The organism is Marinococcus luteus (assembly GCF_034497705.1).
Taxonomy (GTDB): domain Bacteria; phylum Bacillota; class Bacilli; order Bacillales; family Marinococcaceae; genus Marinococcus; species Marinococcus luteus_A.
The window spans coordinates 14,778-38,480 of the sequence record NZ_JAXRUV010000013.1 but is presented as its reverse complement, the minus strand read 5'-3'; the positions used below and the strand labels follow the sequence as shown (position 1 = coordinate 38,480).

The window sequence follows — 23,703 nt, the reverse complement described above, 5'->3', positions numbered from 1 at the left end:
GGATACGTTGTATCCGGCTACCACATCACGGACGAAGGAGGTGTGTCGCGTGGCTAAAAGAGTCGAGAAGGTTGTTAAACTTCAAATTCCGGCTGGTAAAGCGAACCCGGCACCACCGGTAGGCCCAGCGCTTGGTCAAGCCGGTGTGAATATCATGGGATTCTGTAAAGAATTCAACGCTCGTACACAAGAGCAGACAGGGACAATCATTCCTGTAGAAATCAGTGTCTATGAAGACCGTTCGTTCACTTTTATTACGAAAACTCCGCCAGCTCCTGTACTTCTTAAAGAAGCAGCTGGAGTCAAAGGCGGTTCCGGTGAGCCTAACCGTAACAAAGTCGGTTCAGTAACCCGGGATCAGGTTCGTGAAATTGCTGAAACGAAAATGCAGGATTTGAACGCATCTGACGTTGATTCAGCAATGCGTATGGTTGAAGGAACAGCCCGCAGCATGGGCTTAAACGTTGAAGACTAATTGAAAGATTTGCCTTGCTGAAGGTTGTGTGGACGCCTCTGACGCTCTTGCCGAAGGGACGGCTCGCAACCTTTACTAGTGGGAGGTCTTACCGTTAAACCACAACAAGGAGGAAAAACAATGCCTAAAAGAGGTAAAAAATACCGCGAGGCGGCGCAGCTCATCGACCAGGAGCAGCAGTACAATGCTGAAGAGGCGATTGAGCTTGCGAAGAAAACATCGATCGTAAACTTTGATGCAACGGTAGAAGTGGCGTTTCGTCTTGGAATTGATCCGCGTAAAAACGATCAGCAGATCCGTGGCGCGATTGTACTTCCAAACGGAACAGGAAAAAGCCAGCGCGTGCTTGTTTTTGCTAAAGGCGAAAAAGCTCAGGAAGCAGAAGCAGCCGGCGCTGATTATGTAGGAGAAGAAGATCTGGTGAACCGCGTGCAGCAAGGCTGGTTTGACTTTGATGCAGTAGTAGCCACTCCTGACATGATGGCCCAGGTAGGGAAATTGGGCCGTACCCTCGGACCGAAAGGCCTTATGCCTAACCCGAAAACTGGTACGGTTACAATGGACGTTACAAAAGCTGTTGAAGAAATTAAAGCAGGTAAAGTGGAATACCGTGTCGATAAGTCTGGTAACATCCATGCGCCAATCGGCAAAGTATCCTTTGATACTGCAAGCCTGGTGGAAAACTTCAACACGGTTGCCGAAGCGCTTCAAAAAGCAAAGCCGGCAGCTGCTAAAGGAACGTACATGAGAGGCGTTGCTGTAACGACTTCCATGGGTCCTGGCGTAAAAGTAAACACTTCGTCGTTGAAATTCGCATAAATTAAAACGTAATACTTTGTTTGCCGGCAGCTCCCGGGTAATCTTGAAAAAGCTCTTGACCCGGGTGCTGCTTCCATTTATACTAAATGACGGATCAGCCAACAATTTTATATTGTTGCCGCAGACAGCAGGAGTGCAAAGCACTTAAACGTCCTGCCGAGGTACCATTCCTATACATTGAACGCTTTAACGCGTTTTACGGGAGTAGTGTCTTCGTGTCTGCTAATTGGACAGGAAGATTTTTTGTGTCTGCGGTTGCAGGCGGCAAACAATAAAGAATGGCAGGAGGTGGAACGGATGAGCAAAGTAATTGAACAAAAGCAGGCGGTTGTTGATGAAATCGCGGCTAAGCTGAAAGACAGCGTATCGACCGTACTGGTGGATTATCGCGGTCTGGACGTATCGGAAATCACAGAATTGCGTGCGCAGCTTCGTGAAGCAGACGTTGATTTCAAAGTATATAAAAATACAATGGCGCGTCGTGCAGCAGAAGATGTGAATCTTAAAGACGAGTTGAACGATTACCTGGTAGGTCCTACGGCCATTGCGACAAGCAAAGAAGACGCAGTAGCACCTGCGAAAGTATTGTACAACTTCGCTAAAGATCACGAAGCACTGGAAATCAAAACAGGTGTCATTGAAGGCAGCGTTGTTTCCCAGGAGCAGATCAAGGAATTGGCAAGCCTTCCATCCCACGATGGACTTGTGGCTATGCTGCTTAGCGTTATGCAGGCGCCAATCCGTAACTTCGCACTGGCTACAAAAGCAGTGGCAGAGCAAAAAGAAGAAGAAGAGAGCGCCTAACCAACCGGCGTTTCAATCGGCTTAAATATTAATATTAAGAGGAGGATTATCCATGAGTAATCAAGAAATGATTGATGCGATTAAGGAAATGTCCGTTCTGGAATTGAACGAATTAGTAAAAGCAATTGAAGAAGAATTCGGCGTAACAGCAGCTGCACCAGTAGCAGCTGGCGGTGGCGGCGGTGAAGTCGTTGAGGAAGAGCAAACAGAATTCGACGTAGTACTCGAAAGCGCTGGTTCCTCTAAAATCAACGTCATCAAAGTTGTCCGCGAAATCACCGGCCTTGGCTTGAAAGAAGCTAAAGCATTGGTAGACGGAGCTCCTGACACGTTGAAAGAAGGCGTATCCAAAGAAGACGCTGAAGAAATGAAAGGTCAACTCGAAGAAGCAGGCGCTTCTATCGAATTGAAGTAAGTTTCGTATAAAACTCATCCGCACTTGTGCGGGTGAGTTTTTTGTTGCAATAAACTGCCTGGCCTTGCTATGATAATATTCCAATAATTAGAACGGAGCGATGCTATGAGCGGTGAACAATATTTTCATACAAATCCAAGCGCGGCAAGCAACGAGAAAGTCATTCATGCAGAGCTACGGGGAAAAGACTGGTCATTTATTACAGACAGCGGAGTTTTCTCGAAACAAACAGTGGATTTTGGTACGGAGACACTGCTTGAAACATTTGAATGGCCGGAGGTAGACGGGGACATCGTAGATGTGGGCTGTGGTTACGGCGTGGTAGGAGTTACTCTCGCCAAAGAAACTAACCGAAGCGTTCTGCTTTTTGATATCAATCAGCGCGCCGTGGAGCTGGCAAAGAAAAATCTCGAGCGGTACCAGCTAGATAACGCGGAAGCGGAAGAAAGTGATTTGTTTAGTGCCTATAAAGGCGGAGCGGCAGCAGTTTTGACAAACCCACCCATCAGGGCCGGAAAGAAAGTAGTGCACCGGCTGTTCGAAGAAGCTTATGAAGCGCTAAAGCCGGGGGGCGAATGCTGGATTGTCATTCAAAAAAAGCAGGGCGCCCCTTCAGCGAAGGAAAAGCTTAATGAGCTTTTTCCGGTCGTAAAAAATGTGAAAAAGAATAAAGGCTATTATATTTTTCGGGCACGTAAATAAATAAAACAGCACCATCAGAAGTTGACGGTGCTGTTTTGATATGGTATTATAATTTAATGCGTATAAGTATCCGTGCGCGCCAAACTACATGTAATATTCTACTTATTAAATCAGGTGATACCGTAAGAAGTATCATCCATTTCTTTTCTATTTGCCACTTCACGGCTGGGCTGAATTACGATTGCAGCAAGCTTATCCACTATAACGAGAACGTTTGTGCTTTTGATTCCTTCTTATTCTAACACACTCGAATGAGAAATGGGAGAATCGATCGTAATAAGTATTAGGAAAAACAATTCCATTTAAGATAATCAACATAAGTCAGGGAGAATCGATCAGCGTTCTCAAGCTGGCTATTCGGTTTGTGAAGCTTTTTTAACGACGAAGTGTGCGCGGGCTGTTCTCTGTGTTCTGATATGCAGGCGTTTTTATCAGAACAGAAAGAGCCGTCCGTCTACATGACGACGCGTCTCTGCATTTATCACTATTTAGCTATATTACCGATAATTGCCTTGGAAAAACGCTTGTTTTTAAAACGGGCGGATATCATGCGAGATTTGAGGGGTGAATCTGTTGTCAAGTCAACTTATTCAATTTGGACGTCACCGCCAGCGGAGAAGCTATGCCCGAATCAATGAAGTGTTGGATCTTCCAAACCTCATTGAGATTCAGACGGCTTCTTATCAATGGTTTCTAGATGAAGGTATTCGCGAAATGTTTCAGGACATTTCGCCGATTGAAGATTTTACCGGAAACTTGGTGCTTGAATTCATCGATTACAATTTAGGGGAGCCTAAATATCCGATTGATGAATCAAAAGAACGCGATGCCACATATTCTGCACCGCTCCGGGTCAAGGTTCGCCTGATGAACAAAGAGACCGGCGAAGTAAAAGAGCAGGAAGTATTTATGGGTGATTTCCCGCTTATGACCGACACAGGTACTTTTGTGATAAACGGTGCTGAGCGTGTTATCGTATCCCAGCTCGTACGTTCACCAAGCGTATATTTTAATAATAAAGTGGACAAAAACGGCAAGCGTGGCCACACTGCAACCGTTATTCCGAACCGCGGCGCATGGCTCGAGCTTGAAACAGACGCAAAAGACGTCGTTCACGTTCGTATTGACCGCACCCGGAAAATCCCGGTTACCGTGCTCCTTCGTGCGCTTGGGTTTGGTTCGGATCAGGAGATTATCGATCTTCTGGGCGAAGACCAGTACCTGCGGAATACGCTCGAAAAGGATAACACAGAAGGCAGCGAAAAAGCCCTTCTCGAAATTTATGAACGTCTCCGCCCTGGAGAACCGCCAACGGTGGATAGCGCTAAGAGCTTATTAAACACGCGCTTCTTTGATCCGAAGCGGTACGATCTCGCAAACGTCGGGCGTTATAAAATGAATAAAAAACTTCACATCCAGAATCGTTTATTCAACCAGCGTTTAGCAGAAACGCTTGCTGACCCAGAAACGGGAGAGGTCATTGTCGAAGCGGGTACAATGCTCGACCGCCGGACATTGGACCGTCTGATGCCGTACCTGGAAAACAATCTTGGATTTAAACGGTACACCGTTTCCGGTGGAGTGGTGGAAGATGCAGATTTGGACGTACAGTCTATTAAGATTTATGCAGATGACGGTCAAGGCGAAGACCGTGAAATTAACGTAATCAGTAACGGAAATATTGATAATGATACGAAGAATATTACTCCTGAAGACATGATTGCTTCGGTTAACTATTTCTTCAATCTTCTTCACGGCGTCGGCCGTACAGATGATATCGACCATCTGGGCAACCGTCGTCTCCGTTCTGTCGGGGAGCTGCTTCAAAATCAATTCCGTATTGGGCTTTCCCGTATGGAACGTGTCGTACGTGAGCGTATGTCCATTCAGGATCCAAGCTCCATTACGCCGCAGGCGCTTATCAATATCCGCCCGGTAATTGCTTCTATTAAAGAGTTTTTCGGAAGCTCGCAGCTTTCCCAGTTCATGGACCAGACAAATCCTCTGGCTGAGCTGACACACAAACGCCGTCTGTCAGCGCTTGGGCCGGGCGGTCTTACTCGTGAACGTGCCGGCTTTGAAGTCCGTGATGTGCACTATTCCCACTACGGGCGTATGTGTCCGATCGAAACGCCGGAAGGTCCGAACATCGGTTTAATTAACTCCTTATCAAGCTACGCCAAGGTGAACAAATTCGGCTTCATCGAAACTGCCTACCGTCGTGTAGATCCGGATACGGGAGTGGTCACCGAGCAGTGTGACTACCTTACTGCCGATGAAGAAGACAACTACGTAGTCGCCCAGGCGAACGCTTCACTTGCTGAAGACGGCACGTTTGCCGACGATGAAGTTATTGCCCGTTTCCGCGGGGATAACACGATCGTTCCAAAAGAAAAAATTGACTATATGGACGTATCGCCAAAGCAGGCAGTTTCTGCTGCTACAGCTTGCATTCCGTTCCTTGAAAACGATGACTCCAACCGGGCATTGATGGGTGCGAACATGCAGCGTCAGGCAGTGCCGCTTCTCGAACCGGAAGCGCCTCTTGTAGGTACCGGCATGGAATACGTTTCAGCAAAGGATTCAGGCGCTGCCATTATAGCACGTCACAAAGGTGTAGTTGAGCGGGCATCCGCACGTGAAATCTGGATCCGCCGCATTGAAGATGTGGATGGAAAAGAAGTAGAAACAGATATCGACAAATACCGTATGATGAAATACGTCCGTTCCAACCAGGGAACAAGCTACAACCAGCGTCCGATCGTTAAGGATGGGGACCGTATTGAAAAAGGCGAAGTACTTGCAGACGGCCCGTCGATGGACAACGGGGAAATGGCGTTGGGACGTAACGTATTAACCGCCTTTATGACCTGGGATGGCTATAACTATGAAGACGCCGTTATCCTGAGTGAACGGGTAGTAAAAGACGACGTTTATACTTCCATTCACGTCGATGAATATGAGTCTGAAGCCCGCGATACTAAGCTCGGACCGGAAGAAATCACCCGTGACATTCCAAACGTCGGCGAAGAAGCGCTGAAGGATCTGGATGACCGCGGTATTATCCGTGTCGGTGCGGAAGTGAAGGATGGCGACATTCTTGTTGGGAAAGTAACGCCAAAAGGTATGACAGAGCTTTCCGCAGAGGAACGTCTGCTTCACGCGATCTTTGGGGAAAAAGCCCGTGAAGTACGGGATACTTCGCTTCGTGTTCCTCACGGCGCAGACGGTATTGTACTCGACGTAAAAATCTTTAACCGTGAAGACGGAGATGAACTTCCACCGGGAGTGAATCAGCTTGTCCGGGTATACCTCGTGCAGAAGCGTAAGATTCACGAAGGGGATAAAATGGCCGGCCGTCACGGAAACAAAGGTGTTATTTCGCGTATTCTTCCAGAGGAAGATATGCCTTACCTGCCGGACGGAACACCGATTGATCTCATGCTGAACCCTCTCGGGGTACCTTCTCGTATGAACATCGGACAGGTGCTTGAAATGCACCTTGGCATGGCGGCTCGTTCCCTGAACCTTCACATGGCGACACCGGTATTTGACGGTGCCCGTGAAGAAGATGTCTGGGAAACTATTCAGGAAGCCGGTCTTGCCCGGGACGGAAAGACCGTATTGTACGATGGACGTACAGGTGAAACCTTTGACAACCGTATTTCGGTCGGGGTCATGTATATGATCAAGCTTGCCCACATGGTTGACGACAAGCTTCACGCCCGTTCCACCGGACCTTACTCCCTCGTTACCCAGCAGCCGCTTGGTGGTAAAGCGCAATTCGGCGGCCAGCGTTTCGGGGAAATGGAAGTATGGGCACTTGAAGCGTACGGTGCAGCTTATACGCTGCAGGAAATTCTCACGGTGAAATCCGACGACGTTGTCGGTCGTGTGAAGACGTACGAAGCGATTGTTAAAGGGGAAAACGTCCCGGAGCCTGGTGTCCCCGAGTCGTTTAAAGTTCTGATTAAAGAGCTTCAAAGCCTTGGCATGGACGTGAAAATGCTTTCGAGCAATGAAGAGGAAATCGAGATGAAAGAGCTCGATGATGAAGATGAACAACCCGGAGATAACTTGAATCTTAGAATCGAGTCCACGGAAAACGCATAAGGTCTCATCGGTAAAACGGAGAACACGGGGTGTCTAATTAAAAGCTTTTCAGCTTTTTGTAGGCACCTCTTGTCCCTCTTTCAGCCATGCCACCTTTAAAGATTGAAAGGGAGGTCGACCTCTTGATAGACGTCAATAACTTTGAATATATGAAAATTGGACTTGCCTCTCCGGAAAAAATTCGTTCCTGGACACACGGCGAAGTGAAAAAGCCAGAAACGATCAACTACCGGACGTTAAAACCGGAAAAAGACGGGCTGTTCTGCGAGCGTATTTTCGGTCCAACCAAGGACTGGGAATGCCATTGCGGTAAATACAAGCGTATTCGCTATAAAGGCGTAGTCTGTGACAGATGCGGGGTAGAGGTTACCCGTTCGAAAGTGCGCCGGGAACGTATGGGCCACATTGAACTTGCAGCTCCGGTATCTCACATTTGGTACTTTAAAGGTATTCCGAGCCGTATGGGACTAGTCCTTGATATGTCCCCGCGTTCGCTCGAAGAAGTTATTTATTTTGCCTCCTATACAGTAACGGAGCCTGGGGAGACTCCGCTTGAATACAAGCAGCTTCTTTCCGAAAGAGAGTACCGTGCGTATTACGATAAGTACGGCAAAACCTTCTCTGCACAAATGGGCGCAGAAGCCATCCGCAAGCTTCTTCAGGATATTGATCTTGAAAAAGAAGTGCACGGCCTGAAAGGTGAACTCGAAACAGCACAGGGACAGCGCCGCACTCGTGCGATCAAGCGTCTGGAAGTGCTTGAAGCGTTCCGTCACTCCGGCAACCATCCAGCATGGATGATTCTCGACGTGCTCCCGGTTGTTCCTCCGGAAATCCGTCCAATGGTTCAGCTTGATGGCGGCCGGTTTGCCACCTCTGATCTGAACGATCTGTACCGTCGTGTGATTAACCGGAACAATCGTTTGAAGCGTCTTCTTGACCTGGGAGCACCGAGCATCATCGTACAAAACGAAAAACGGATGCTTCAGGAAGCTGTCGACGCCCTGATCGACAACGGACGCCGCGGCCGTCCAGTTACTGGTCCCGGGAATCGTCCGCTAAAATCTCTTTCTCACATGCTTAAAGGGAAGCAGGGACGTTTCCGTCAGAACCTTCTCGGTAAACGTGTCGACTATTCTGGTCGTTCTGTTATCGTGGTCGGGCCAAGCCTGAAAATGTATCAGTGCGGACTTCCTAAAGAAATGGCTCTTGAGCTGTTCAAGCCGTTTGTAATGAAAGAACTCGTGAACCGGAGCCTGGCACACAACATTAAGAGTGCAAAGCGGAAAGTAGAACGCGTGCATCCGGAAGTTTGGGACGTGCTTGAAGACGTGATCCGCGAACATCCGGTTCTTTTAAACCGTGCACCAACGCTTCACCGCCTTGGTATTCAGGCGTTCGAACCGACGCTGGTCGAAGGACGCGCCATTAAACTTCACCCGCTCGTATGTACAGCGTATAACGCTGACTTTGACGGGGACCAGATGGCTGTACACGTGCCGCTTTCGGCAGAAGCGCAGGCAGAAGCCCGCGTGCTCATGCTTGCAGCGCAGAACATCCTGAACCCTAAGGACGGAAAGCCAGTTGTTACTCCGTCCCAGGATATGGTACTTGGAAACTATTACCTGACACTTGAGCGTGAAAACGCGATGGGTGAAGGTTCTATCTTTAACGATATAAAAGAAGTGCTCACTGCCTATCAAAACGGCTATGTTCACCTGCATACCCGGATTGCCCTGCCTGTGCGTGCGTTAAATAAAACGAACTTCAGTGAAGAAGAGATGAGCAAACTCGTATTAACTACGCCAGGAAAGCTCATTTTCAACGAAATTCTGCCGACATCGTTCCCTTACGTGAACGAGCCGACAGCATTAAACCTTGAGCAGGAGCTCCCGGAAAAATATGTAGTGCCGAGCACGACAGATGTAAAAGAAGAATTTAAAAACCGCGAACTCATACAGCCGTTTAAAAAAGGCTTCCTGGGGGATATCATCGCAGCGGTATTTAAAAACTTCCAGATCATCGAAACGTCGAAAATGCTTGACCGTATGAAGGACCTTGGCTTCCATTACTCTACAAAAGCAGGCATTACTGTTGGTATCTCGGATATTGTTGTACTTCCGGATAAGCAGGACGTGCTGACGGATTCCGAGGAACAGGTTTCGCGGGTAATGAAACAGTTCCGGCGCGGTTTGATTACCGAAGAAGAGCGCTACGATAAAATTATCAGTATCTGGGGCAGCGCCAAAGACGTCATTCAGGAAAAGCTCATGGGTACGCTTGATATACGCAACCCTATCTTTATGATGAGTGACTCCGGTGCCCGTGGTAACGCCTCGAACTTTACGCAGCTTGCAGGGATGCGCGGACTGATGGCTAATCCATCCGGACGTATCATCGAGCTTCCGATTAAATCAAGTTTCCGTGAAGGACTTACAGTACTTGAATACTTTATTTCCACGCACGGTGCGCGTAAAGGTCTTGCCGACACAGCGCTTAAAACTGCTGACTCGGGTTATCTGACCCGTCGTCTTGTGGACGTGGCCCAGGACGTTATCATCCGTGAGGATGACTGCGGCACCGACCGCGGACTTTCGGTAGCAACGCTTCGTGAAGGTAACGAAATCATTGAAAAGCTTCAGGACCGCCTCATCGGCCGTGTAGCCTTTGAAACGGTGCGTCATCCTGAAACGGACGAAGTACTGGCTCAAAAAGGCGAGCTACTGAATGAAGATTCGGCCCGTATTATTGAAGAAGCCGGCGTCGAAAAAGTCGTTATCCGCTCTGTCTTTACGTGCGATACGCATCACGGCGTCTGCAAAAAATGCTACGGCCGTAACCTTGCTACAGGAGCCGACGTTGAAGTGGGTGAAGCAGTAGGAATCATCGCTGCCCAATCTATCGGTGAACCGGGTACGCAGCTTACAATGCGTACGTTCCACACAGGCGGCGTAGCCGGGGATGACATTACCCAGGGTCTCCCTCGTATCCAGGAGCTTGTGGAAGCCCGTAATCCGAAAGGCCAGGCTGTTATTTCTGAACTCTCCGGCGAAATTGTCGATGTGAAAGATCTGACGGATAAAAAAGAAGTTACGGTGCAGGGCGCGCTTGAAAGCCGCTCCTATACAACTCCTTATGGTGCCCGTCTCCGGGTAGGAGTGGGAGATCGGGTAGAAGTCGGCCAGGCTCTTACTGAAGGTTCGATCGATCCGAAAGAACTGTTGAAAGTAACTGGACTCGACCAGGTACAGCAGTATCTTCTGAAAGAAGTTCAAAAGGTATACAGCATGCAGGGCGTTGAAATTGGCGACAAGCACATTGAAGTAATGGTCCGCCAGATGTTCCGTAAAATCCGGATTACTGATTCCGGTAATACAGATGCTCTCCCTGGCAGTCTGGTGGAAGTGCATGCGTTTGAAAAAGCAAACCGTGAAGCACTTCAAAAACACCATCAGCCAGCCGTCGGCCAGCCGGTCATTCTTGGTATTACGAAAGCATCGCTTGAAACGGATTCCTTCCTTTCGGCCGCTTCGTTCCAGGAAACGACAAGAATTCTTACGGACGCAGCCATTCGCGGCAAGCGCGACGAGCTGTTAGGTCTGAAAGAGAACGTTATTATCGGGAAACTGGTTCCGGCTGGTACAGGCATGCAGCGTTACCGCAGCCTCGAACAGGTTCTCCCGGAAGAAGCCGTTCAGGAAATGCAGGAAACGGGCGAAGAAGTATATTCGTCGGAATGAAATAGTGTTGACATCGCAAAAACGCGGTGATATGCTATCTAAGGTGCGTTAAGCTCCTGTGCTTTGGAGGATGAATGATGTCTTATGAAAAAGTAACACAGGCTGACGAAGTTTTAATTGGAACTAAACAAACGCTTAAAGCGATTGAACATGGCACAGCTTCCGAAATCATTGTGGCAGAGGATGCCGCTGCAGAAATTCAGCAGCGTATTCTTAACGCAGCAAATGAAAGCAGTGTTTCCATCCAGTTTGTCGATTCGATGAAAAAACTTGGGAAAGCTTGCGGAATTGATGTAGGAGCGGCTACGATCGCTTTAAAAAAGCAATAACGAGTTTTTGCTGGTGGGATTTCGGATCTCATCGGCAAAAACTTTCATTTTGCTTATCAATGAACCACCTGGAACGGTGGTCTTGAAATAACTTAGTCGGAAAGGAGGAAAACAACTATGCCAACTATTAATCAGCTGGTTCGTAAAGGCCGTCAGATGAAGACTAAAAAGACTGACTCTCCGGCATTGAACCGAGGTTACAATAGCTTGCGTAAAGTCCCAACAGATCAAAATGCTCCGCAAAAACGTGGTGTATGTACTCGTGTAGGCACCCTTACTCCGAAGAAACCAAACTCGGCTCTTCGTAAGTACGCACGTGTGCGCCTAACTAACCAAATCGAGGTTACAGCATACATCCCTGGTATTGGTCACAATCTCCAGGAGCACAGCGTAGTATTGATCCGTGGAGGCCGTGTGAAGGACCTTCCTGGTGTGCGTTATCACGTTGTTCGTGGCGCCCTTGATACTGCCGGTGTACAAAACCGTATGCAAAGCCGTTCCAAATACGGAACCAAACGTGGAAAGAAAAAGAAATAATAACGGTTTGTTCATAATATAGAGAAAGGAGGAGGATTTATGTCTCGTAAAGGACCAGCACCACGCCGTGATGTTCTGCCTGATCCTATTTATAACTCCAAGCTTGTTACACGTATGATCAACCGTGTAATGAATGATGGTAAAAAAGGAAAGGCGCAAAATATCCTATACAGAGCATTTAACCTCGTGCAGGAGCGTTCCGGTCAGGAGCCGATGGAAGTTTTTGATCAGGCTATGAAAAACGTTATGCCTGTATTGGAAGTAAAAGCCCGCCGTGTAGGGGGAGCTAACTATCAGGTGCCAATCGAAGTTAAACCAGACCGTCGTACGACTCTGGCGCTTCGTTGGATCGTAAGCTACGCTCGTCTTCGTGGAGAAAAAACCATGGAAGAGCGTCTTGCAAATGAAATTCTTGATGCTTCCAACAACACAGGATCTGCTGTTAAGCGTCGTGAAGATACTCATCGTATGGCTGAAGCAAACAAAGCGTTTGCTCACTACCGCTGGTAAGCACTACCGCGGAAAATACTACTTTGATGAATGGAAGGAGAAAGAAAGTCCATGGCACGTGAATTCTCCTTGGAAAAAACCCGTAATATTGGAATCATGGCTCATATTGATGCTGGTAAAACGACAGCAACAGAGCGTATCCTTTATTACACGGGTCGTATCCATAAAATTGGTGAAACCCATGAAGGTGCTTCTCAAATGGACTGGATGTCGCAGGAACAAGAGCGTGGTATTACTATCACCTCCGCTGCGACGACAGCCCAATGGAAAAACCACCGTATCAATATCATTGACACTCCTGGCCACGTAGACTTTACCGTAGAGGTAGAGCGTTCCCTGCGTGTGCTTGACGGAGCTGTTGCTGTATTGGATGCGCAGTCCGGCGTGGAGCCGCAGACAGAAACTGTATGGCGCCAGGCAACTACCTATCATGTTCCACGTATTGTTTTTGTTAACAAAATGGACAAGGTAGGCGCGGATTTTGTTTATTCCTTAAGCACACTGACAGAGCGTCTTGGCGCGAATGCTCAGGCAATTCAGCTTCCGATTGGTGCTGAGGATGATTTTGAAGGAATTATTGATCTTATCGAAATGCAGGCTTACTACTACCTTGATGATCTCGGAACCCGTGCGGAAGCACGTGAAATTCCGGAAGAGTATCAGGCACAGGCGCAGGAATACCGCCAGAAGCTGGTAGAAGCTGTATCGGAACTTGATGAAGATCTTATGATGAAATACCTTGAAGAAGAAGAAATCACAAATGAAGAACTCAAACTGGCGATCCGTAAAGGAACGCTGAACGTTGAGTTTTATCCAGTACTTTGTGGCTCTGCCTTTAAAAACAAAGGCGTTCAGCTTATGATCGACGCTGTTCTCGACTATCTTCCATCTCCATTGGATGTTCCTGCTATTAAAGGTAAATATCCGGATTCGGAAGAAGAGGAAGAGCGCCCGGCAGACGACAACGGGAAGTTCTCTGCACTGGCCTTTAAAGTGGCCACAGACCCTTATGTCGGTAAGTTGACCTTCTTCCGTGTGTATTCTGGTACACTCAGTTCTGGGTCGTACGTCAAAAACTCCACGAAAGACAAACGTGAGCGCGTCGGCCGTATTCTTCAAATGCACGCAAACTCCCGTGAAGAAATTTCAACGGTATATGCCGGGGATATTGCAGCGGGTGTCGGTTTGAAAGATACGAGCACCGGTGACACACTTGTGGCAGAAAAAGACAACATCGTGCTTGAATCGATGGACTTCCCTGAACCGGTTATTTCCCTTTCTGTAGAGCCGAAGTCGAAAGCGGACCATGACAAAATGAGTATCGCTCTCGGAAAGCTTGCAGAAGAGGATCCAACCTTCCAGACAGAAACAGACGAAGAAACCGGACAAACGATCATCAAAGGTATGGGCGAGCTTCACCTTGATATTATCGTTGACCGTTTGAAACGGGAATTCAAAGTAGAAGCGACTGTAGGTGCCCCTCAGGTATCCTATCGTGAAACAATCCGCCAGGAAGCTAACTGCGAAGGTAAATTCGTACGTCAGTCCGGTGGACGCGGCCAGTATGGACACGTTTGGGTGAAGTTTGAGCCAAACGAAGAAGGCGCCGGCTTTGAATTTGTAAACAAAATCGTCGGCGGTGTGGTACCTCGTGAGTATGTACCTTCCGTGCAGTCCGGTATTGAAGAGTCCCTTCAAAGCGGTATGCTCGCCGGTTATCCGGTCATCGATGTAAAAGCTACTCTTTTTGACGGTTCCTATCACGATGTCGACTCTAACGAGATGGCATTTAAAGTTGCGGCTTCCATGGCTCTGCGTGAAGCAAAGCAAAAATGTAAGCCGGTACTGCTTGAGCCGTTAATGAAAGTAGATATCGTGGTTCCAGAAGAATACATGGGCGACGTCATGGGTGATGTAACATCCCGCCGTGGCCGTGTAGACGGCATGGAAGCACGTGGCAACTCTCAGGTTATCCGGTCATTTGTACCGCTTGCTGAGATGTTTGGTTACGCCACGACTCTTCGTTCCAATACGCAGGGCCGCGGAACGTATTCCATGTTCTTCGATCATTACGAAGAAGTGCCAAAAAGTGTTTCTGAAGATGTTATCAAGCAGGCAACAGGACAGTAAAAATCCGGCAGCTTGATGATTGTATGCATGACCGATTTATTGTAAGCTAAGGTAGGGCGTTTACTGATAGCAGCGCCCGCCTGGCTGCTATATAACATTAATTACCTGAAATAAAGGGAGGACAATTATAATGGCAAAAGAAAAATTCGACCGTTCGAAAACGCATGCGAACATTGGTACTATCGGTCACGTTGACCATGGTAAAACAACTTTGACTGCTGCGATCACAACGGTACTTCACAAAAAATATTCCCGCGGAACGGCTATGGCTTATGACGCAATCGACGGTGCACCTGAAGAGCGTGAGCGTGGAATCACAATCTCTACTGCACACGTAGAGTACGAAACTGATTCCCGTCACTATGCACACGTTGACTGCCCAGGTCACGCTGACTATGTTAAAAACATGATCACTGGTGCAGCTCAAATGGACGGAGCGATTCTCGTTGTGTCCGCAGCTGACGGCCCAATGCCTCAGACTCGTGAGCACATCCTGCTTTCCCGTCAGGTTGGTGTACCATCCATCGTTGTTTTCTTGAACAAAGTTGACATGGTAGACGACGAAGAGCTTCTCGAACTCGTAGAAATGGAAGTTCGTGACCTCTTGTCCGAATACGACTTCCCTGGTGACGATGTACCAATCATCAGCGGTTCTGCTCTGAAAGCCCTCGAAGGCGACGAAGAGTATGAAAACAAAATCCTTGAACTGATGGAAGCTGTAGACAACTACATTCCAACTCCAGACCGTGACAAAGACAAGCCGTTCATGATGCCTGTAGAGGACGTATTCTCTATCACAGGCCGTGGTACAGTTGCGACTGGCCGTGTTGAACGTGGCGTTCTTAACGTTGGGGACGAAATTGAAATCATCGGTATCGATGAAGACTCCCGCAAATCCACGGTTACTGGTGTGGAAATGTTCCGTAAGCTTCTTGACTATGCAGAAGCTGGCGACAACATTGGCGCGCTTCTCCGTGGTGTGTCCCGTGATGACATCAAACGTGGCCAAGTTCTTGCAAAGCCAGGTTCGATTACTCCACACACTAACTTTAAAGCAGAAGTTTATGTACTTTCCAAAGACGAAGGTGGACGTCATACTCCATTCTTCTCTAACTACCGCCCACAGTTCTACTTCCGTACTACGGACGTAACTGGTATCATCCAGCTGCCTGAAGGCGTTGAAATGGTAATGCCTGGCGACAACGTAGAAATGACAGTTGAGCTCATCAACCCAATCGCTATCGAAGAAGGAACTAAGTTCTCTATTCGTGAAGGCGGCCGTACAGTTGGCGCCGGCGTTGTTTCCACTATCCAAAAATAATCACCCGATTATTCTCCTCTAATGCTGAAAAGCATTAGAGGTTTTTTTATTCCTTCCATATTAATTAGGGCTCTTAAAGATAAAAAAGAAAAAGGGGGAGGCATATCGAGATTTTTTTGAAAAAACCCTTGCGTAAAAGGCGAACGATCACTATAATAGATGAAGTGTGACCATGGGAGACATAGAAATACTTCTATATCCACCCACGGTCAGGCGATGATGCGGAAGGTTGCTGACACACCCGGGTCCATTGCCATGACCAGGTGTGAGGAAATTTTCGCGGAGTATGTCTGTAAAATCGGACGAGAAGGAGGGCTTTTAATGGCAGCTAATGAAAAAATTCGTATTCGTTTAAAAGCGTATGATCACAGAGTGTTGGATCAATCCGCTGAAAAGATTGTAGACACGGCAAAACGTTCTGGTGCAGGTGTTTCTGGACCAATTCCATTGCCAACAGAGAAATCTGTTTATACAATTCTTCGTGCTACGCATAAATTTAAAGATGCTCGTGAGCAATTTGAAATGCGTACACATAAACGTTTAATCGACATTTTAACGCCAACGCCGCAAACGGTAGATTCGCTTATGCGCTTAGATCTACCATCGGGTGTAGACATCGAAATCAAATTATAATAACAAATATATGAAAATCAAAATTTATTAGGAGGTGTGACTCATGGCCAAAGGAATCTTGGGTAAAAAACTCGGCATGACGCAACTGTTTAAAGAAAACGGCGAACTGCTTCCAGTTACGGTCATTGAAGCAGAACCAAACGTTGTGCTTCAAAAGAAAACTACTGAGTCTGATGGATACGAAGCTATTCAGCTAGGTTTCCACGACAAAAAAGAAGCACGCGTAATCAAACCGGAAAAAGGACATGCTGAGAAAGCAAACACGACCCCCAAGCGCTTCGTTAGAGAAATCCGCGGGACAAACCCTGAGGATTACGAGGTTGGTCAAGAGGTCAGTGTAGCAACATTTGCAGAAGGAGATATCGTAGACGTTACTGGAAAATCCAAAGGGAAAGGGTTCCAGGGTGCCATCAAGCGCCATAACCAATCCCGCGGACCAATGACGCACGGCTCCCGTTTTCACCGTGCCCCTGGTGCGATGGGCGTTATCGACCCTAACCACGTATTGAAAGGCAAAAAGCTCCCTGGACGTATGGGTAACAACACGGTTACAGTACAAAACCTGGAGATTGTTAAAGTAGATACCGAGCGCAACGTGCTTTTAGTTAAAGGCAATGTTCCTGGTGCGAAACGCAGCTATGTAACAGTACAGAACGCTGTGAAAGCAAACACTGAAAAAGCATAATAGAAAGGAGGGCGCAAGATGCCAACAGTAGATTTACTAAACCAAACCGGTTCCCGCGTAGGAGATATCGAATTAGCAGACACTGTCTTCGGTATTGAACCAAATGAGCACGTTCTGTATGACGCAGTAATCATGCAGCAAGCATCGTTACGACAAGGAACGCACAAAGTGAAAAACCGTTCCGAACGCCGCGGTGGCGGACGCAAGCCATGGCGCCAAAAAGGCACAGGCCGAGCCCGTCAAGGTTCCATCCGTTCCCCGCAATGGGTGAAAGGTGGTATCGTGTTCGGTCCGACTCCAAGGTCTTACGGCTACAAGCTTCCGAAAAAAGTTCGCCGTCTGGCTATCAAATCAGCACTTGCAAGCAAAGCACAGGAAAATGATCTTGTCGTGCTTGATGAGCTGAAGTTTGATGCTCCAAAAACGAAAGAGATGGTTAAAGTACTTTCTTCTCTTTCCATTGATACGAAGGTATTGATTGTTACCGGCAACGACGATGAAACCGTCGGTCTGTCTGCACGCAATCTTCCTAACGTAACATTCCTCACGGCAAGCAGTGTAAACGTCCTCGACGTTGTGAAACATGACAAATTGGTTATGACACAGGACGCCGTGAAGAAAGTAGAGGAGGTGTTCGCATAATGGAAGCACGTGACCTAATTAAAAAACCCGTTATTACAGAACGCTCCGCTGACTTGATGGACGAAAAGAAATACACGTTTGAAGTAGACGTGAAAGCTAATAAATTCCAAATCAAAAACGCGGTTGAAGAAATCTTTGATGTTCAGGTAGAGAAAGTAAATACAATGAACAAAAAAGGTAAATTCCGTCGTTTTGGCCGTCATGAAGGGTACAAACCCAACCGTAAAAAAGCGATCGTGACGCTTACAGCAGATAGCGAAGATATTGAATTCTTCGAAGGTGCTTAATTAACAAATAGATACGAAGGAGGGTAATGAGCATGGCTATCCAAAAGTATAAACCGACCACAAACGGCCGCCGTCACATGTCGGTAAACAAGCACAGCGAAGTCACTTCAGAAACACCAGAACGTTCGCTGCTTGAACCGCTTCACAAAAAAGGCGGTCGTAATAACCAGGGTCGCATGACCAGTCGTCATCAGGGCGGCGGGCATAAACGTCAATACCGTGTTATTGACTTTAAACGTAATAAAAACGACGTACCAGGTAAAGTTGCTGAGATCGAGTATGACCCAAACCGTTCAGCAAATATCGCGCTTATCAACTACGTTGATGGAGAAAAACGGTACATCCTTGCTCCAAAAGGGTTGAAAATTGGTCAGGAAATCATGGCTGGTTCGAGTGCAGATATCAAACTTGGTAACGCATTGGATCTTCGTGATATTCCGGTAGGTACTGTTATTCATAATATCGAATTGAAGCCGGGCCGCGGCGGACAGCTCGTTCGTTCCGCTGGCGCAGAAGCCCAGGTTCTCGGTAAAGAAGGCAAGTACGTACTCGTGCGTCTTCGTTCCGGTGAAACCCGTCTGATCCTCGCTTCCTGCCGTGCAACTGTCGGTCAGGTTGGAAACGTAGAGCATGAACTGGTGAACATCGGTAAAGCCGGACGTTCCCGTTGGTTAAACAAACGTCCACACGTTCGTGGTTCCGCAATGAACCCTAGCGATCACCCACACGGTGGTGGTGAAGGCCGTGCGCCAATCGGACGCGTTGCACCTGTATCCCCTTGGGGTCAGCCTGCAGTTGGCTATAAAACGAGAAAACGCAATAAAGATTCCAATAAATATATCGTGCGGGGCCGTCGCCGTAAGAAAAAATAATAAAAATATGAAGCTGCGGTTCTCCGGAATCGCAGGTTAATCGCGAAAGGAGGTTCTCTCATGGGTCGTAGTTTAAAAAAAGGACCTTTCGTCGACTTGCACTTGATGAATAAAATCGAGAGACTAAACGATTCGAACAATAAAGAAGTTATTCGTACCTGGTCACGCCGTTCCACAGTATTCCCGGAATTTGTCGGCCACACGATTGCAGTGTACGACGGACGCAAGCACGTACCTGTTTATGTATCTGAAGATATGGTAGGCCATAAGCTTGGTGAATTCGCACCAACTAGAACGTTTAAAGGCCATAAAAATGACGATAGAAAAACGAAAAGATAAGACCTGAGGGGAGGTAAAGAAACATGGAAGCAAAAGCAGTAGCAAAGCAGATCCGTATCGCCCCCCGCAAGGCTCGTCTTGTGATAGACCTAGTCCGGGGAAGATCCGTCGGAGAAGCTATTGCCATCCTTAAGAACACGCCAAAATCGGCGTCTCCGATTGTTGAGAAAGTTATCAACTCTGCTATCGCCAACGCAGAGCACAACTATGAGATGGAACCAGAAAATCTTTACATCAGCCAAGCATTCGTAGACGAGGGAGTAACACTCAAACGTTTCCGCCCACGGGCAATGGGGCGCGCAAGCCGCATTAACAAACGTACGAGTCACATTACTGTAATCGTCGAAGAAAAAAAGGAGGGATAACGCGTGGGACAAAAAGTTAATCCTATCGGACTTCGTGTTGGAGTCATCCGTGATTGGGAATCGAAATGGTATTCGGAAAAAGAATACGCGACTTTGCTTCATGAAGACTACAGAGTGCGCCGTCACATCGAAACGAAGCTCGTTGACGCTTCTATTTCTACTGTGGAAATCGAACGTGCGGCAAACCGTGTGAATATTACGATCCATACTGCGAAACCAGGAATGGTTATCGGTCGCGGTGGTTCGGAAGTGGAAGCACTTCGTAAAGACTTGAACAACCTGACGAACAAGCGGGTGCACATTAACATTGCAGAAATAAAGCAGGCAGACATGGATGCCCGTCTCGTAGCGGCAAACATTGCCCGCCAGCTTGAAAATCGTATTTCTTTCCGTCGTGCAATGAAACAGTCTATTCAGCGTACGATGCGCGCAGGAGCAAAAGGGATCCGGACAGAAGTGAACGGACGCTTAGGCGGCGCAGACATCGCCCGCTCTGAAAGATACAGTGAAGGAACAGTACCTCTCCATACGTTGCGTGCAGATATTGATTACGGCACTGCAGAAGCAGATACAACGTACGGTAAACTGGGTGTAAAAATCTGGATTTATCGCGGAGAAGTCCTTCCAACGAAAGGAACGAACAAAGAGGAAGGAGGCAAATAATATGTTATTGCCAAAACGCGTAAAGTATCGTCGCGAACACCGTGGCAAAATGAGAGGCCGTGCAAAAGGCGGCAAAGAAATCACTTTTGGCGAGTATGGGCTGCAGGCAGTGGAAGCTTCCTGGATCACGAACCGCCAGATCGAATCTGCACGTATCGCTATGACTCGTTATATGAAACGTGGCGGTAAAGTCTGGATCAAAATCTTCCCGGACAAGCCATACACAGCGAAGCCCCTTGAAGTCCGCATGGGTTCCGGTAAAGGTTCTCCTGAAGGCTGGGTAGCTGTTGTAAAACCAGGAAAGATCATGTTTGAAATTGCCGGGGTTAACGAAGAAATTGCCCGTGAGGCTTTGAGACTTGCAGCTCACAAGTTACCGATCAAAACGAAATTTGTGAAACGCGAAGAAGTGGGTGGTGAGGCAAATGAGAGCTAATGAATTGAGAGATCTAACCACAGTAGAAATCGAAGACCAAACAAAAAGCCTGAAAGAAGAACTTTTTAACCTTCGTTTTCAATTAGCGACTGGTCAGTTGGAAAATCCCGCCCGCATCCGTACTGTAAGAAAAGATATTGCACGTGCCAAAACCGTGTTGCGTGAACGTGAACTCGGGATGAACAAAGGCTAAAAGGAAAAGGAGGTTAAACCAATATGGCTGAAGAACGTAACAAACGTAAGGTTTATAACGGCCGCGTGACATCCGATAAAATGGATAAAACGATTGCTGTTGTTGTTGAAACTTATAAAAAAGACCCGTTGTACGGCAAACGTGTCAGAGACTCCAAAAAGTTTAAAGCCCACGATGAAGAAAACACTGCAAAAGTTGGCGACATCGTCCAGATCATGGAAACCCGCCCGTTGTCGAAGGACAAGCGTTTTCGTCTCGTGAAAGTAATAGAAGAATCAGTTATTCTTTAAATCGTTTTTAAAGAAAGGAGGTACCGTGACCTATGATCCAACAAGAATCACGCTTAAGAGTAGCGGATAACTCTGGTGCCCGCGAAGTACAGTGCATAAAAGTTTTGGGCGGTTCCGGCCGTAAAACTGCTAATATCGGTGATATGATTACATGCTCTGTCAAACAAGCAACACCAGGGGGCGTTGTCAAAAAAGGCGAGATTGTCCAGGCAGTTATTGTACGTTCCCGCAGCGGCGTCCGCCGTCCAGACGGTTCTTACATTCGCTTTGACGAAAACGCAGCTGTAATCGTACGTACGGACAAAGGACCACGTGGAACACGTATCTTTGGCCCAGTAGCAAGAGAGCTTCGTGATGAGCAGTATATGAAAATTATCTCCCTTGCACCGGAAGTTCTGTAATACAAATATCATGCGAAGTCGTGATGTCCCGTTAAGGAGGTGCGAAAATGGCCCAAAATAAGCTTCATGTTAAACAGGGTGAAAAAGTAAAAGTAATCAGCGGCAAGGATAAAGGCAAAGAAGGCGTTATCCTTAAAGCAATGCCTGCACAGGAACGTGTAATCGTCGAAGGTGTTAACATCGTGAAAAAACATGCGAAGCCTTCCCAGGAAAATCCACAAGGCGGTATCTTAAACCAAGAAGCTGCCATTCACGTATCAAACGTTATGCCGCTTGATCCGAAATCCGGCGAACCAACACGTGTTGGTCACAAAGTGGAAAACGGCAAAAAAGTACGTGTCGCCAAAAAATCAGGTGAAGCCCTGAACTAAGTAAGACAAAGGACGAGAGGAGGTCACACGAATGAACGCTTTAAAAGAAAAGTATCAAACATCAATCGTACCGAGTCTACATGAGAAATTCGACTACTCTTCCGTAATGGGAGTACCGAAGGTTGATAAAATTGTTATTAACATGGGTGTCGGGGAAGCAGTACAAAATCCTCGCTCATTGGATAAAGCAGTAGAAGAGCTGGAAGCAATCAGCGGGCAGAAGCCTTTGATTACAAAAGCAAAACGTTCTATTGCAGGATTTAAACTTCGTGAAGGTATGCCAATCGGTGCAAAGGTAACTTTGCGCGGAGCACGTATGTATGACTTCCTGGAGAAATTAATCCACGTCACGCTTCCACGTGTCCGTGACTTCCGCGGTGTGTCAAACAAAGCATTTGACGGCCGTGGCAACTACACGCTTGGTGTACGCGAACAATTGATCTTCCCGGAAATTTCCTACGATCAGGTAGAAAAAGTACGCGGAATGGATATCGTTATCGTTACTACTGCTTCCACTGATGAAGAATCTTACGAGCTGCTCGATCAAATGGGCATGCCATTTCAAAAATAAATTATTCACGTAAACGCCGGCAGGCGCCGGCGCACGACCCCGTAACTGGGAGGGAGGTATTCAAATGGTCATGACAGATCCGATTGCTGATATGCTTACTCGTATCCGCAACGCAAACATGGTGAACCACGAGAAAGTAGAATTTCCTGCATCGAACCTCAAAAAAGAAATCGCTGAAATCCTCAAGCTGGAAGGTTTCATCCGCGATGTTGAATATGTCGATGATAAAAAACAGGGAATGATCCGCTTATTCTTAAAAACAGGTACGGAAAATAAGAAAGTTATTTCCGGTATCAAACGTATCAGTAAACCAGGTCTCCGTGTTTATGCAGGATCCAACGAGGTTCCTAAAGTGCTGGGCGGACTTGGTATCGCAGTAATTTCTACATCTAAAGGTGTTATGTCTGATAAAGAAGCAAGAAAACAAAACGTTGGCGGCGAAGTACTCGCGTACGTTTGGTAATAAAATCGTTATAAAGAACGGAGGTGTGCAATATGTCTCGTATTGGCCTGAAACCAATCGAAATTCCAGAAGGCGTAACAATCGCTAAAGACGGAAATACAGTTACAGTTAAAGGACCAAAAGGTGAATTGAGCCGTGATCTTCACCCGGTTATTACTGTGAACATTGGAGAGTCGGAAGTGACTTTTGAACGCCCTTCTGACAATAAAACGTACCGCTCGCTTCATGGTACGACCCGAAGCCTTGTAAACAACATGGTAGAAGGTGTAACAAAAGGGTTCGAAAAGAACCTCGAGCTCGTCGGCGTAGGTTATCGTGCGCAGAAGACTGGCGAGAAGTTAGTGTTAAACGTTGGTTACTCCCACCCGGTAGAATTTGTTTCCGAGGAAGGAATCGATATTGAAGTACCTTCTAATACGAAAGTGACCGTGCGCGGTATTGATAAAGAACGCGTGGGGGCAGTAGCTTCCAACATTCGCTCTGTGCGTCTTCCTGAACCTTACAAAGGCAAAGGAATCCGCTACGAAGGGGAAGAAGTTCGCCGTAAAGAAGGTAAAACGGGTAAATAATCGGTTAATTAACATCGCAACAAGCACG

Annotated in this window: 28 protein-coding genes and 1 other annotated feature; all 28 genes read left to right on the top strand. The window is 47.3% G+C overall.

Features of this window, described 5'->3' with window-relative positions; all coding sequences use genetic code 11:
- Nucleotides 1-49: 49 nt before the first annotated feature.
- The 28 genes from rplK to rplF all read left to right on the top strand — a co-directional run bounded on the left by rplK (nt 50) and on the right by rplF (nt 23,675).
- The gene (gene rplK, locus Q9M42_RS15015) at nt 50-475 is read left to right on the top strand and encodes a 50S ribosomal protein L11 (protein ID WP_022794455.1); all 426 of its coding nucleotides are present in this window, start codon (nt 50-52) and stop codon (nt 473-475) included.
- Between the two features lie 120 nt (nt 476-595).
- Nucleotides 596-1,294: a 50S ribosomal protein L1 gene (gene rplA, locus Q9M42_RS15010; RefSeq protein WP_322527247.1), complete on the top strand. Its 699-nt coding sequence runs from the start codon at nt 596-598 to the stop codon at nt 1,292-1,294.
- Nucleotides 1,295-1,394: 100 nt separating this feature from the next.
- Nucleotides 1,395-1,548: a sequence feature (ribosomal protein L10 leader region), on the top strand.
- A gap of 43 nt (nt 1,549-1,591) precedes the next feature.
- Nucleotides 1,592-2,098, top strand: a complete 507-nt coding sequence (rplJ, locus tag Q9M42_RS15005; RefSeq protein WP_322527246.1) for a 50S ribosomal protein L10 — start codon at nt 1,592-1,594, stop codon at nt 2,096-2,098.
- Nucleotides 2,099-2,150: 52 nt separating this feature from the next.
- Nucleotides 2,151-2,513 carry a 50S ribosomal protein L7/L12 gene (gene rplL / locus Q9M42_RS15000; protein ID WP_319630636.1) on the top strand — a complete coding sequence of 121 codons (363 nt, stop codon included), beginning with the start codon at nt 2,151-2,153 and terminating at the stop codon, nt 2,511-2,513.
- A gap of 105 nt (nt 2,514-2,618) precedes the next feature.
- Entirely contained in the window at nt 2,619-3,215 is a 597-nt protein-coding gene (locus tag Q9M42_RS14995; RefSeq protein ID WP_322527245.1) for a class I SAM-dependent methyltransferase, read from the top strand.
- A gap of 573 nt (nt 3,216-3,788) precedes the next feature.
- Entirely contained in the window at nt 3,789-7,328 is a 3,540-nt protein-coding gene (gene rpoB / locus Q9M42_RS14990; RefSeq protein ID WP_322527244.1) for a DNA-directed RNA polymerase subunit beta, read from the top strand.
- Between the two features lie 122 nt (nt 7,329-7,450).
- A complete protein-coding gene (rpoC, locus tag Q9M42_RS14985; protein ID WP_322527243.1) occupies nt 7,451-11,068 on the top strand; it encodes a DNA-directed RNA polymerase subunit beta' in 3,618 nt (1,205 codons plus the stop codon).
- A gap of 77 nt (nt 11,069-11,145) precedes the next feature.
- Entirely contained in the window at nt 11,146-11,397 is a 252-nt protein-coding gene (locus Q9M42_RS14980; RefSeq protein WP_091616724.1) for a 50S ribosomal protein L7ae-like protein, read from the top strand.
- A 117-nt stretch (nt 11,398-11,514) separates the two neighbouring features.
- Complete coding sequence (gene rpsL / locus Q9M42_RS14975; RefSeq protein ID WP_022794463.1) at nt 11,515-11,934, top strand: 30S ribosomal protein S12; 420 nt, start codon at nt 11,515-11,517, stop codon at nt 11,932-11,934.
- Between the two features lie 39 nt (nt 11,935-11,973).
- Nucleotides 11,974-12,444: a 30S ribosomal protein S7 gene (rpsG, locus tag Q9M42_RS14970; RefSeq protein ID WP_022794464.1), complete on the top strand. Its 471-nt coding sequence runs from the start codon at nt 11,974-11,976 to the stop codon at nt 12,442-12,444.
- Between the two features lie 51 nt (nt 12,445-12,495).
- A complete protein-coding gene (fusA, locus tag Q9M42_RS14965) occupies nt 12,496-14,574 on the top strand; it encodes an elongation factor G (protein ID WP_322527242.1) in 2,079 nt (692 codons plus the stop codon).
- A gap of 130 nt (nt 14,575-14,704) precedes the next feature.
- Nucleotides 14,705-15,895 carry an elongation factor Tu gene (gene tuf, locus Q9M42_RS14960; protein WP_022794466.1) on the top strand — a complete coding sequence of 397 codons (1,191 nt, stop codon included), beginning with the start codon at nt 14,705-14,707 and terminating at the stop codon, nt 15,893-15,895.
- Nucleotides 15,896-16,216: 321 nt separating this feature from the next.
- The gene (gene rpsJ, locus Q9M42_RS14955) at nt 16,217-16,528 is read left to right on the top strand and encodes a 30S ribosomal protein S10 (RefSeq protein ID WP_027847395.1); all 312 of its coding nucleotides are present in this window, start codon (nt 16,217-16,219) and stop codon (nt 16,526-16,528) included.
- 43 nt (nt 16,529-16,571) lie between these two features.
- Nucleotides 16,572-17,213, top strand: a complete 642-nt coding sequence (gene rplC / locus Q9M42_RS14950) for a 50S ribosomal protein L3 (protein ID WP_022794468.1) — start codon at nt 16,572-16,574, stop codon at nt 17,211-17,213.
- Between the two features lie 18 nt (nt 17,214-17,231).
- Nucleotides 17,232-17,855, top strand: a complete 624-nt coding sequence (rplD, locus tag Q9M42_RS14945; RefSeq protein ID WP_022794469.1) for a 50S ribosomal protein L4 — start codon at nt 17,232-17,234, stop codon at nt 17,853-17,855.
- Nucleotides 17,855-18,142 carry a 50S ribosomal protein L23 gene (gene rplW, locus Q9M42_RS14940; RefSeq protein ID WP_022794470.1) on the top strand — a complete coding sequence of 96 codons (288 nt, stop codon included), beginning with the start codon at nt 17,855-17,857 and terminating at the stop codon, nt 18,140-18,142. Before rplD ends, rplW begins: the two co-directional genes overlap by 1 nt.
- 32 nt (nt 18,143-18,174) lie before the next feature.
- Nucleotides 18,175-19,014 carry a 50S ribosomal protein L2 gene (gene rplB, locus Q9M42_RS14935; protein ID WP_022794471.1) on the top strand — a complete coding sequence of 280 codons (840 nt, stop codon included), beginning with the start codon at nt 18,175-18,177 and terminating at the stop codon, nt 19,012-19,014.
- 60 nt (nt 19,015-19,074) lie between these two features.
- Entirely contained in the window at nt 19,075-19,353 is a 279-nt protein-coding gene (rpsS, locus tag Q9M42_RS14930; RefSeq protein WP_022794472.1) for a 30S ribosomal protein S19, read from the top strand.
- Between the two features lie 23 nt (nt 19,354-19,376).
- Nucleotides 19,377-19,718, top strand: a complete 342-nt coding sequence (gene rplV / locus Q9M42_RS14925) for a 50S ribosomal protein L22 (protein ID WP_022794473.1) — start codon at nt 19,377-19,379, stop codon at nt 19,716-19,718.
- 3 nt (nt 19,719-19,721) lie between these two features.
- Entirely contained in the window at nt 19,722-20,381 is a 660-nt protein-coding gene (gene rpsC / locus Q9M42_RS14920) for a 30S ribosomal protein S3 (RefSeq protein ID WP_322527241.1), read from the top strand.
- Between the two features lies 1 nt (nt 20,382).
- The gene (gene rplP / locus Q9M42_RS14915; protein WP_022794475.1) at nt 20,383-20,817 is read left to right on the top strand and encodes a 50S ribosomal protein L16; all 435 of its coding nucleotides are present in this window, start codon (nt 20,383-20,385) and stop codon (nt 20,815-20,817) included.
- Nucleotides 20,807-21,010, top strand: a complete 204-nt coding sequence (gene rpmC / locus Q9M42_RS14910) for a 50S ribosomal protein L29 (RefSeq protein ID WP_091616711.1) — start codon at nt 20,807-20,809, stop codon at nt 21,008-21,010. The genes rplP and rpmC overlap by 11 nt, the downstream gene beginning before the upstream one ends.
- Before the next feature lie 23 nt (nt 21,011-21,033).
- Nucleotides 21,034-21,300 carry a 30S ribosomal protein S17 gene (gene rpsQ, locus Q9M42_RS14905; protein ID WP_322527240.1) on the top strand — a complete coding sequence of 89 codons (267 nt, stop codon included), beginning with the start codon at nt 21,034-21,036 and terminating at the stop codon, nt 21,298-21,300.
- A 32-nt stretch (nt 21,301-21,332) separates the two neighbouring features.
- The gene (gene rplN / locus Q9M42_RS14900) at nt 21,333-21,701 is read left to right on the top strand and encodes a 50S ribosomal protein L14 (protein ID WP_079475114.1); all 369 of its coding nucleotides are present in this window, start codon (nt 21,333-21,335) and stop codon (nt 21,699-21,701) included.
- A 47-nt stretch (nt 21,702-21,748) separates the two neighbouring features.
- Complete coding sequence (rplX, locus tag Q9M42_RS14895; RefSeq protein ID WP_079475115.1) at nt 21,749-22,072, top strand: 50S ribosomal protein L24; 324 nt, start codon at nt 21,749-21,751, stop codon at nt 22,070-22,072.
- Between the two features lie 31 nt (nt 22,073-22,103).
- Nucleotides 22,104-22,643, top strand: coding sequence for a 50S ribosomal protein L5 (rplE, locus tag Q9M42_RS14890; RefSeq protein ID WP_022794480.1), 540 nt, complete (start codon nt 22,104-22,106; stop codon nt 22,641-22,643).
- A gap of 64 nt (nt 22,644-22,707) precedes the next feature.
- Nucleotides 22,708-23,106 carry a 30S ribosomal protein S8 gene (gene rpsH / locus Q9M42_RS14885; RefSeq protein ID WP_079475117.1) on the top strand — a complete coding sequence of 133 codons (399 nt, stop codon included), beginning with the start codon at nt 22,708-22,710 and terminating at the stop codon, nt 23,104-23,106.
- 32 nt (nt 23,107-23,138) lie between these two features.
- A complete protein-coding gene (gene rplF / locus Q9M42_RS14880; RefSeq protein ID WP_322527239.1) occupies nt 23,139-23,675 on the top strand; it encodes a 50S ribosomal protein L6 in 537 nt (178 codons plus the stop codon).
- Nucleotides 23,676-23,703 lie beyond the last annotated feature (28 nt).

Excerpts from the sequence above, each read along its gene's own strand:
- rplA (WP_322527247.1), top strand. The coding sequence starts at position 596 with ATGCCTAAAAGAGGTAAAAAATACCGCGAGGCGGCGCAGCTCATCGAC.
- rpmC (WP_091616711.1), top strand. The coding sequence starts at position 20,807 with ATGAGAGCTAATGAATTGAGAGATCTAACCACAGTAGAAATCGAAGAC.
- rplF (WP_322527239.1), top strand. The coding sequence starts at position 23,139 with ATGTCTCGTATTGGCCTGAAACCAATCGAAATTCCAGAAGGCGTAACA.
- rplN (WP_079475114.1), top strand. The coding sequence starts at position 21,333 with ATGATCCAACAAGAATCACGCTTAAGAGTAGCGGATAACTCTGGTGCC.
- rplL (WP_319630636.1), top strand. The coding sequence starts at position 2,151 with ATGAGTAATCAAGAAATGATTGATGCGATTAAGGAAATGTCCGTTCTG.
- rplX (WP_079475115.1), top strand. The coding sequence starts at position 21,749 with ATGGCCCAAAATAAGCTTCATGTTAAACAGGGTGAAAAAGTAAAAGTA.
- rplP (WP_022794475.1), top strand. The coding sequence starts at position 20,383 with ATGTTATTGCCAAAACGCGTAAAGTATCGTCGCGAACACCGTGGCAAA.
- rplV (WP_022794473.1), top strand. The coding sequence starts at position 19,377 with ATGGAAGCAAAAGCAGTAGCAAAGCAGATCCGTATCGCCCCCCGCAAG.
- rpsS (WP_022794472.1), top strand. The coding sequence starts at position 19,075 with ATGGGTCGTAGTTTAAAAAAAGGACCTTTCGTCGACTTGCACTTGATG.
- rpsG (WP_022794464.1), top strand. The coding sequence starts at position 11,974 with ATGTCTCGTAAAGGACCAGCACCACGCCGTGATGTTCTGCCTGATCCT.
- Q9M42_RS14995 (WP_322527245.1), top strand. The coding sequence starts at position 2,619 with ATGAGCGGTGAACAATATTTTCATACAAATCCAAGCGCGGCAAGCAAC.
- rplD (WP_022794469.1), top strand. The coding sequence starts at position 17,232 with ATGCCAACAGTAGATTTACTAAACCAAACCGGTTCCCGCGTAGGAGAT.
- rplE (WP_022794480.1), top strand. The coding sequence starts at position 22,104 with ATGAACGCTTTAAAAGAAAAGTATCAAACATCAATCGTACCGAGTCTA.
- rplW (WP_022794470.1), top strand. The coding sequence starts at position 17,855 with ATGGAAGCACGTGACCTAATTAAAAAACCCGTTATTACAGAACGCTCC.
- tuf (WP_022794466.1), top strand. The coding sequence starts at position 14,705 with ATGGCAAAAGAAAAATTCGACCGTTCGAAAACGCATGCGAACATTGGT.
- rplC (WP_022794468.1), top strand. The coding sequence starts at position 16,572 with ATGGCCAAAGGAATCTTGGGTAAAAAACTCGGCATGACGCAACTGTTT.
- rplJ (WP_322527246.1), top strand. The coding sequence starts at position 1,592 with ATGAGCAAAGTAATTGAACAAAAGCAGGCGGTTGTTGATGAAATCGCG.
- rplB (WP_022794471.1), top strand. The coding sequence starts at position 18,175 with ATGGCTATCCAAAAGTATAAACCGACCACAAACGGCCGCCGTCACATG.
- Q9M42_RS14980 (WP_091616724.1), top strand. The coding sequence starts at position 11,146 with ATGTCTTATGAAAAAGTAACACAGGCTGACGAAGTTTTAATTGGAACT.
- rpsH (WP_079475117.1), top strand. The coding sequence starts at position 22,708 with ATGGTCATGACAGATCCGATTGCTGATATGCTTACTCGTATCCGCAAC.
- fusA (WP_322527242.1), top strand. The coding sequence starts at position 12,496 with ATGGCACGTGAATTCTCCTTGGAAAAAACCCGTAATATTGGAATCATG.
- rpsL (WP_022794463.1), top strand. The coding sequence starts at position 11,515 with ATGCCAACTATTAATCAGCTGGTTCGTAAAGGCCGTCAGATGAAGACT.
- rpsQ (WP_322527240.1), top strand. The coding sequence starts at position 21,034 with ATGGCTGAAGAACGTAACAAACGTAAGGTTTATAACGGCCGCGTGACA.
- rpsJ (WP_027847395.1), top strand. The coding sequence starts at position 16,217 with ATGGCAGCTAATGAAAAAATTCGTATTCGTTTAAAAGCGTATGATCAC.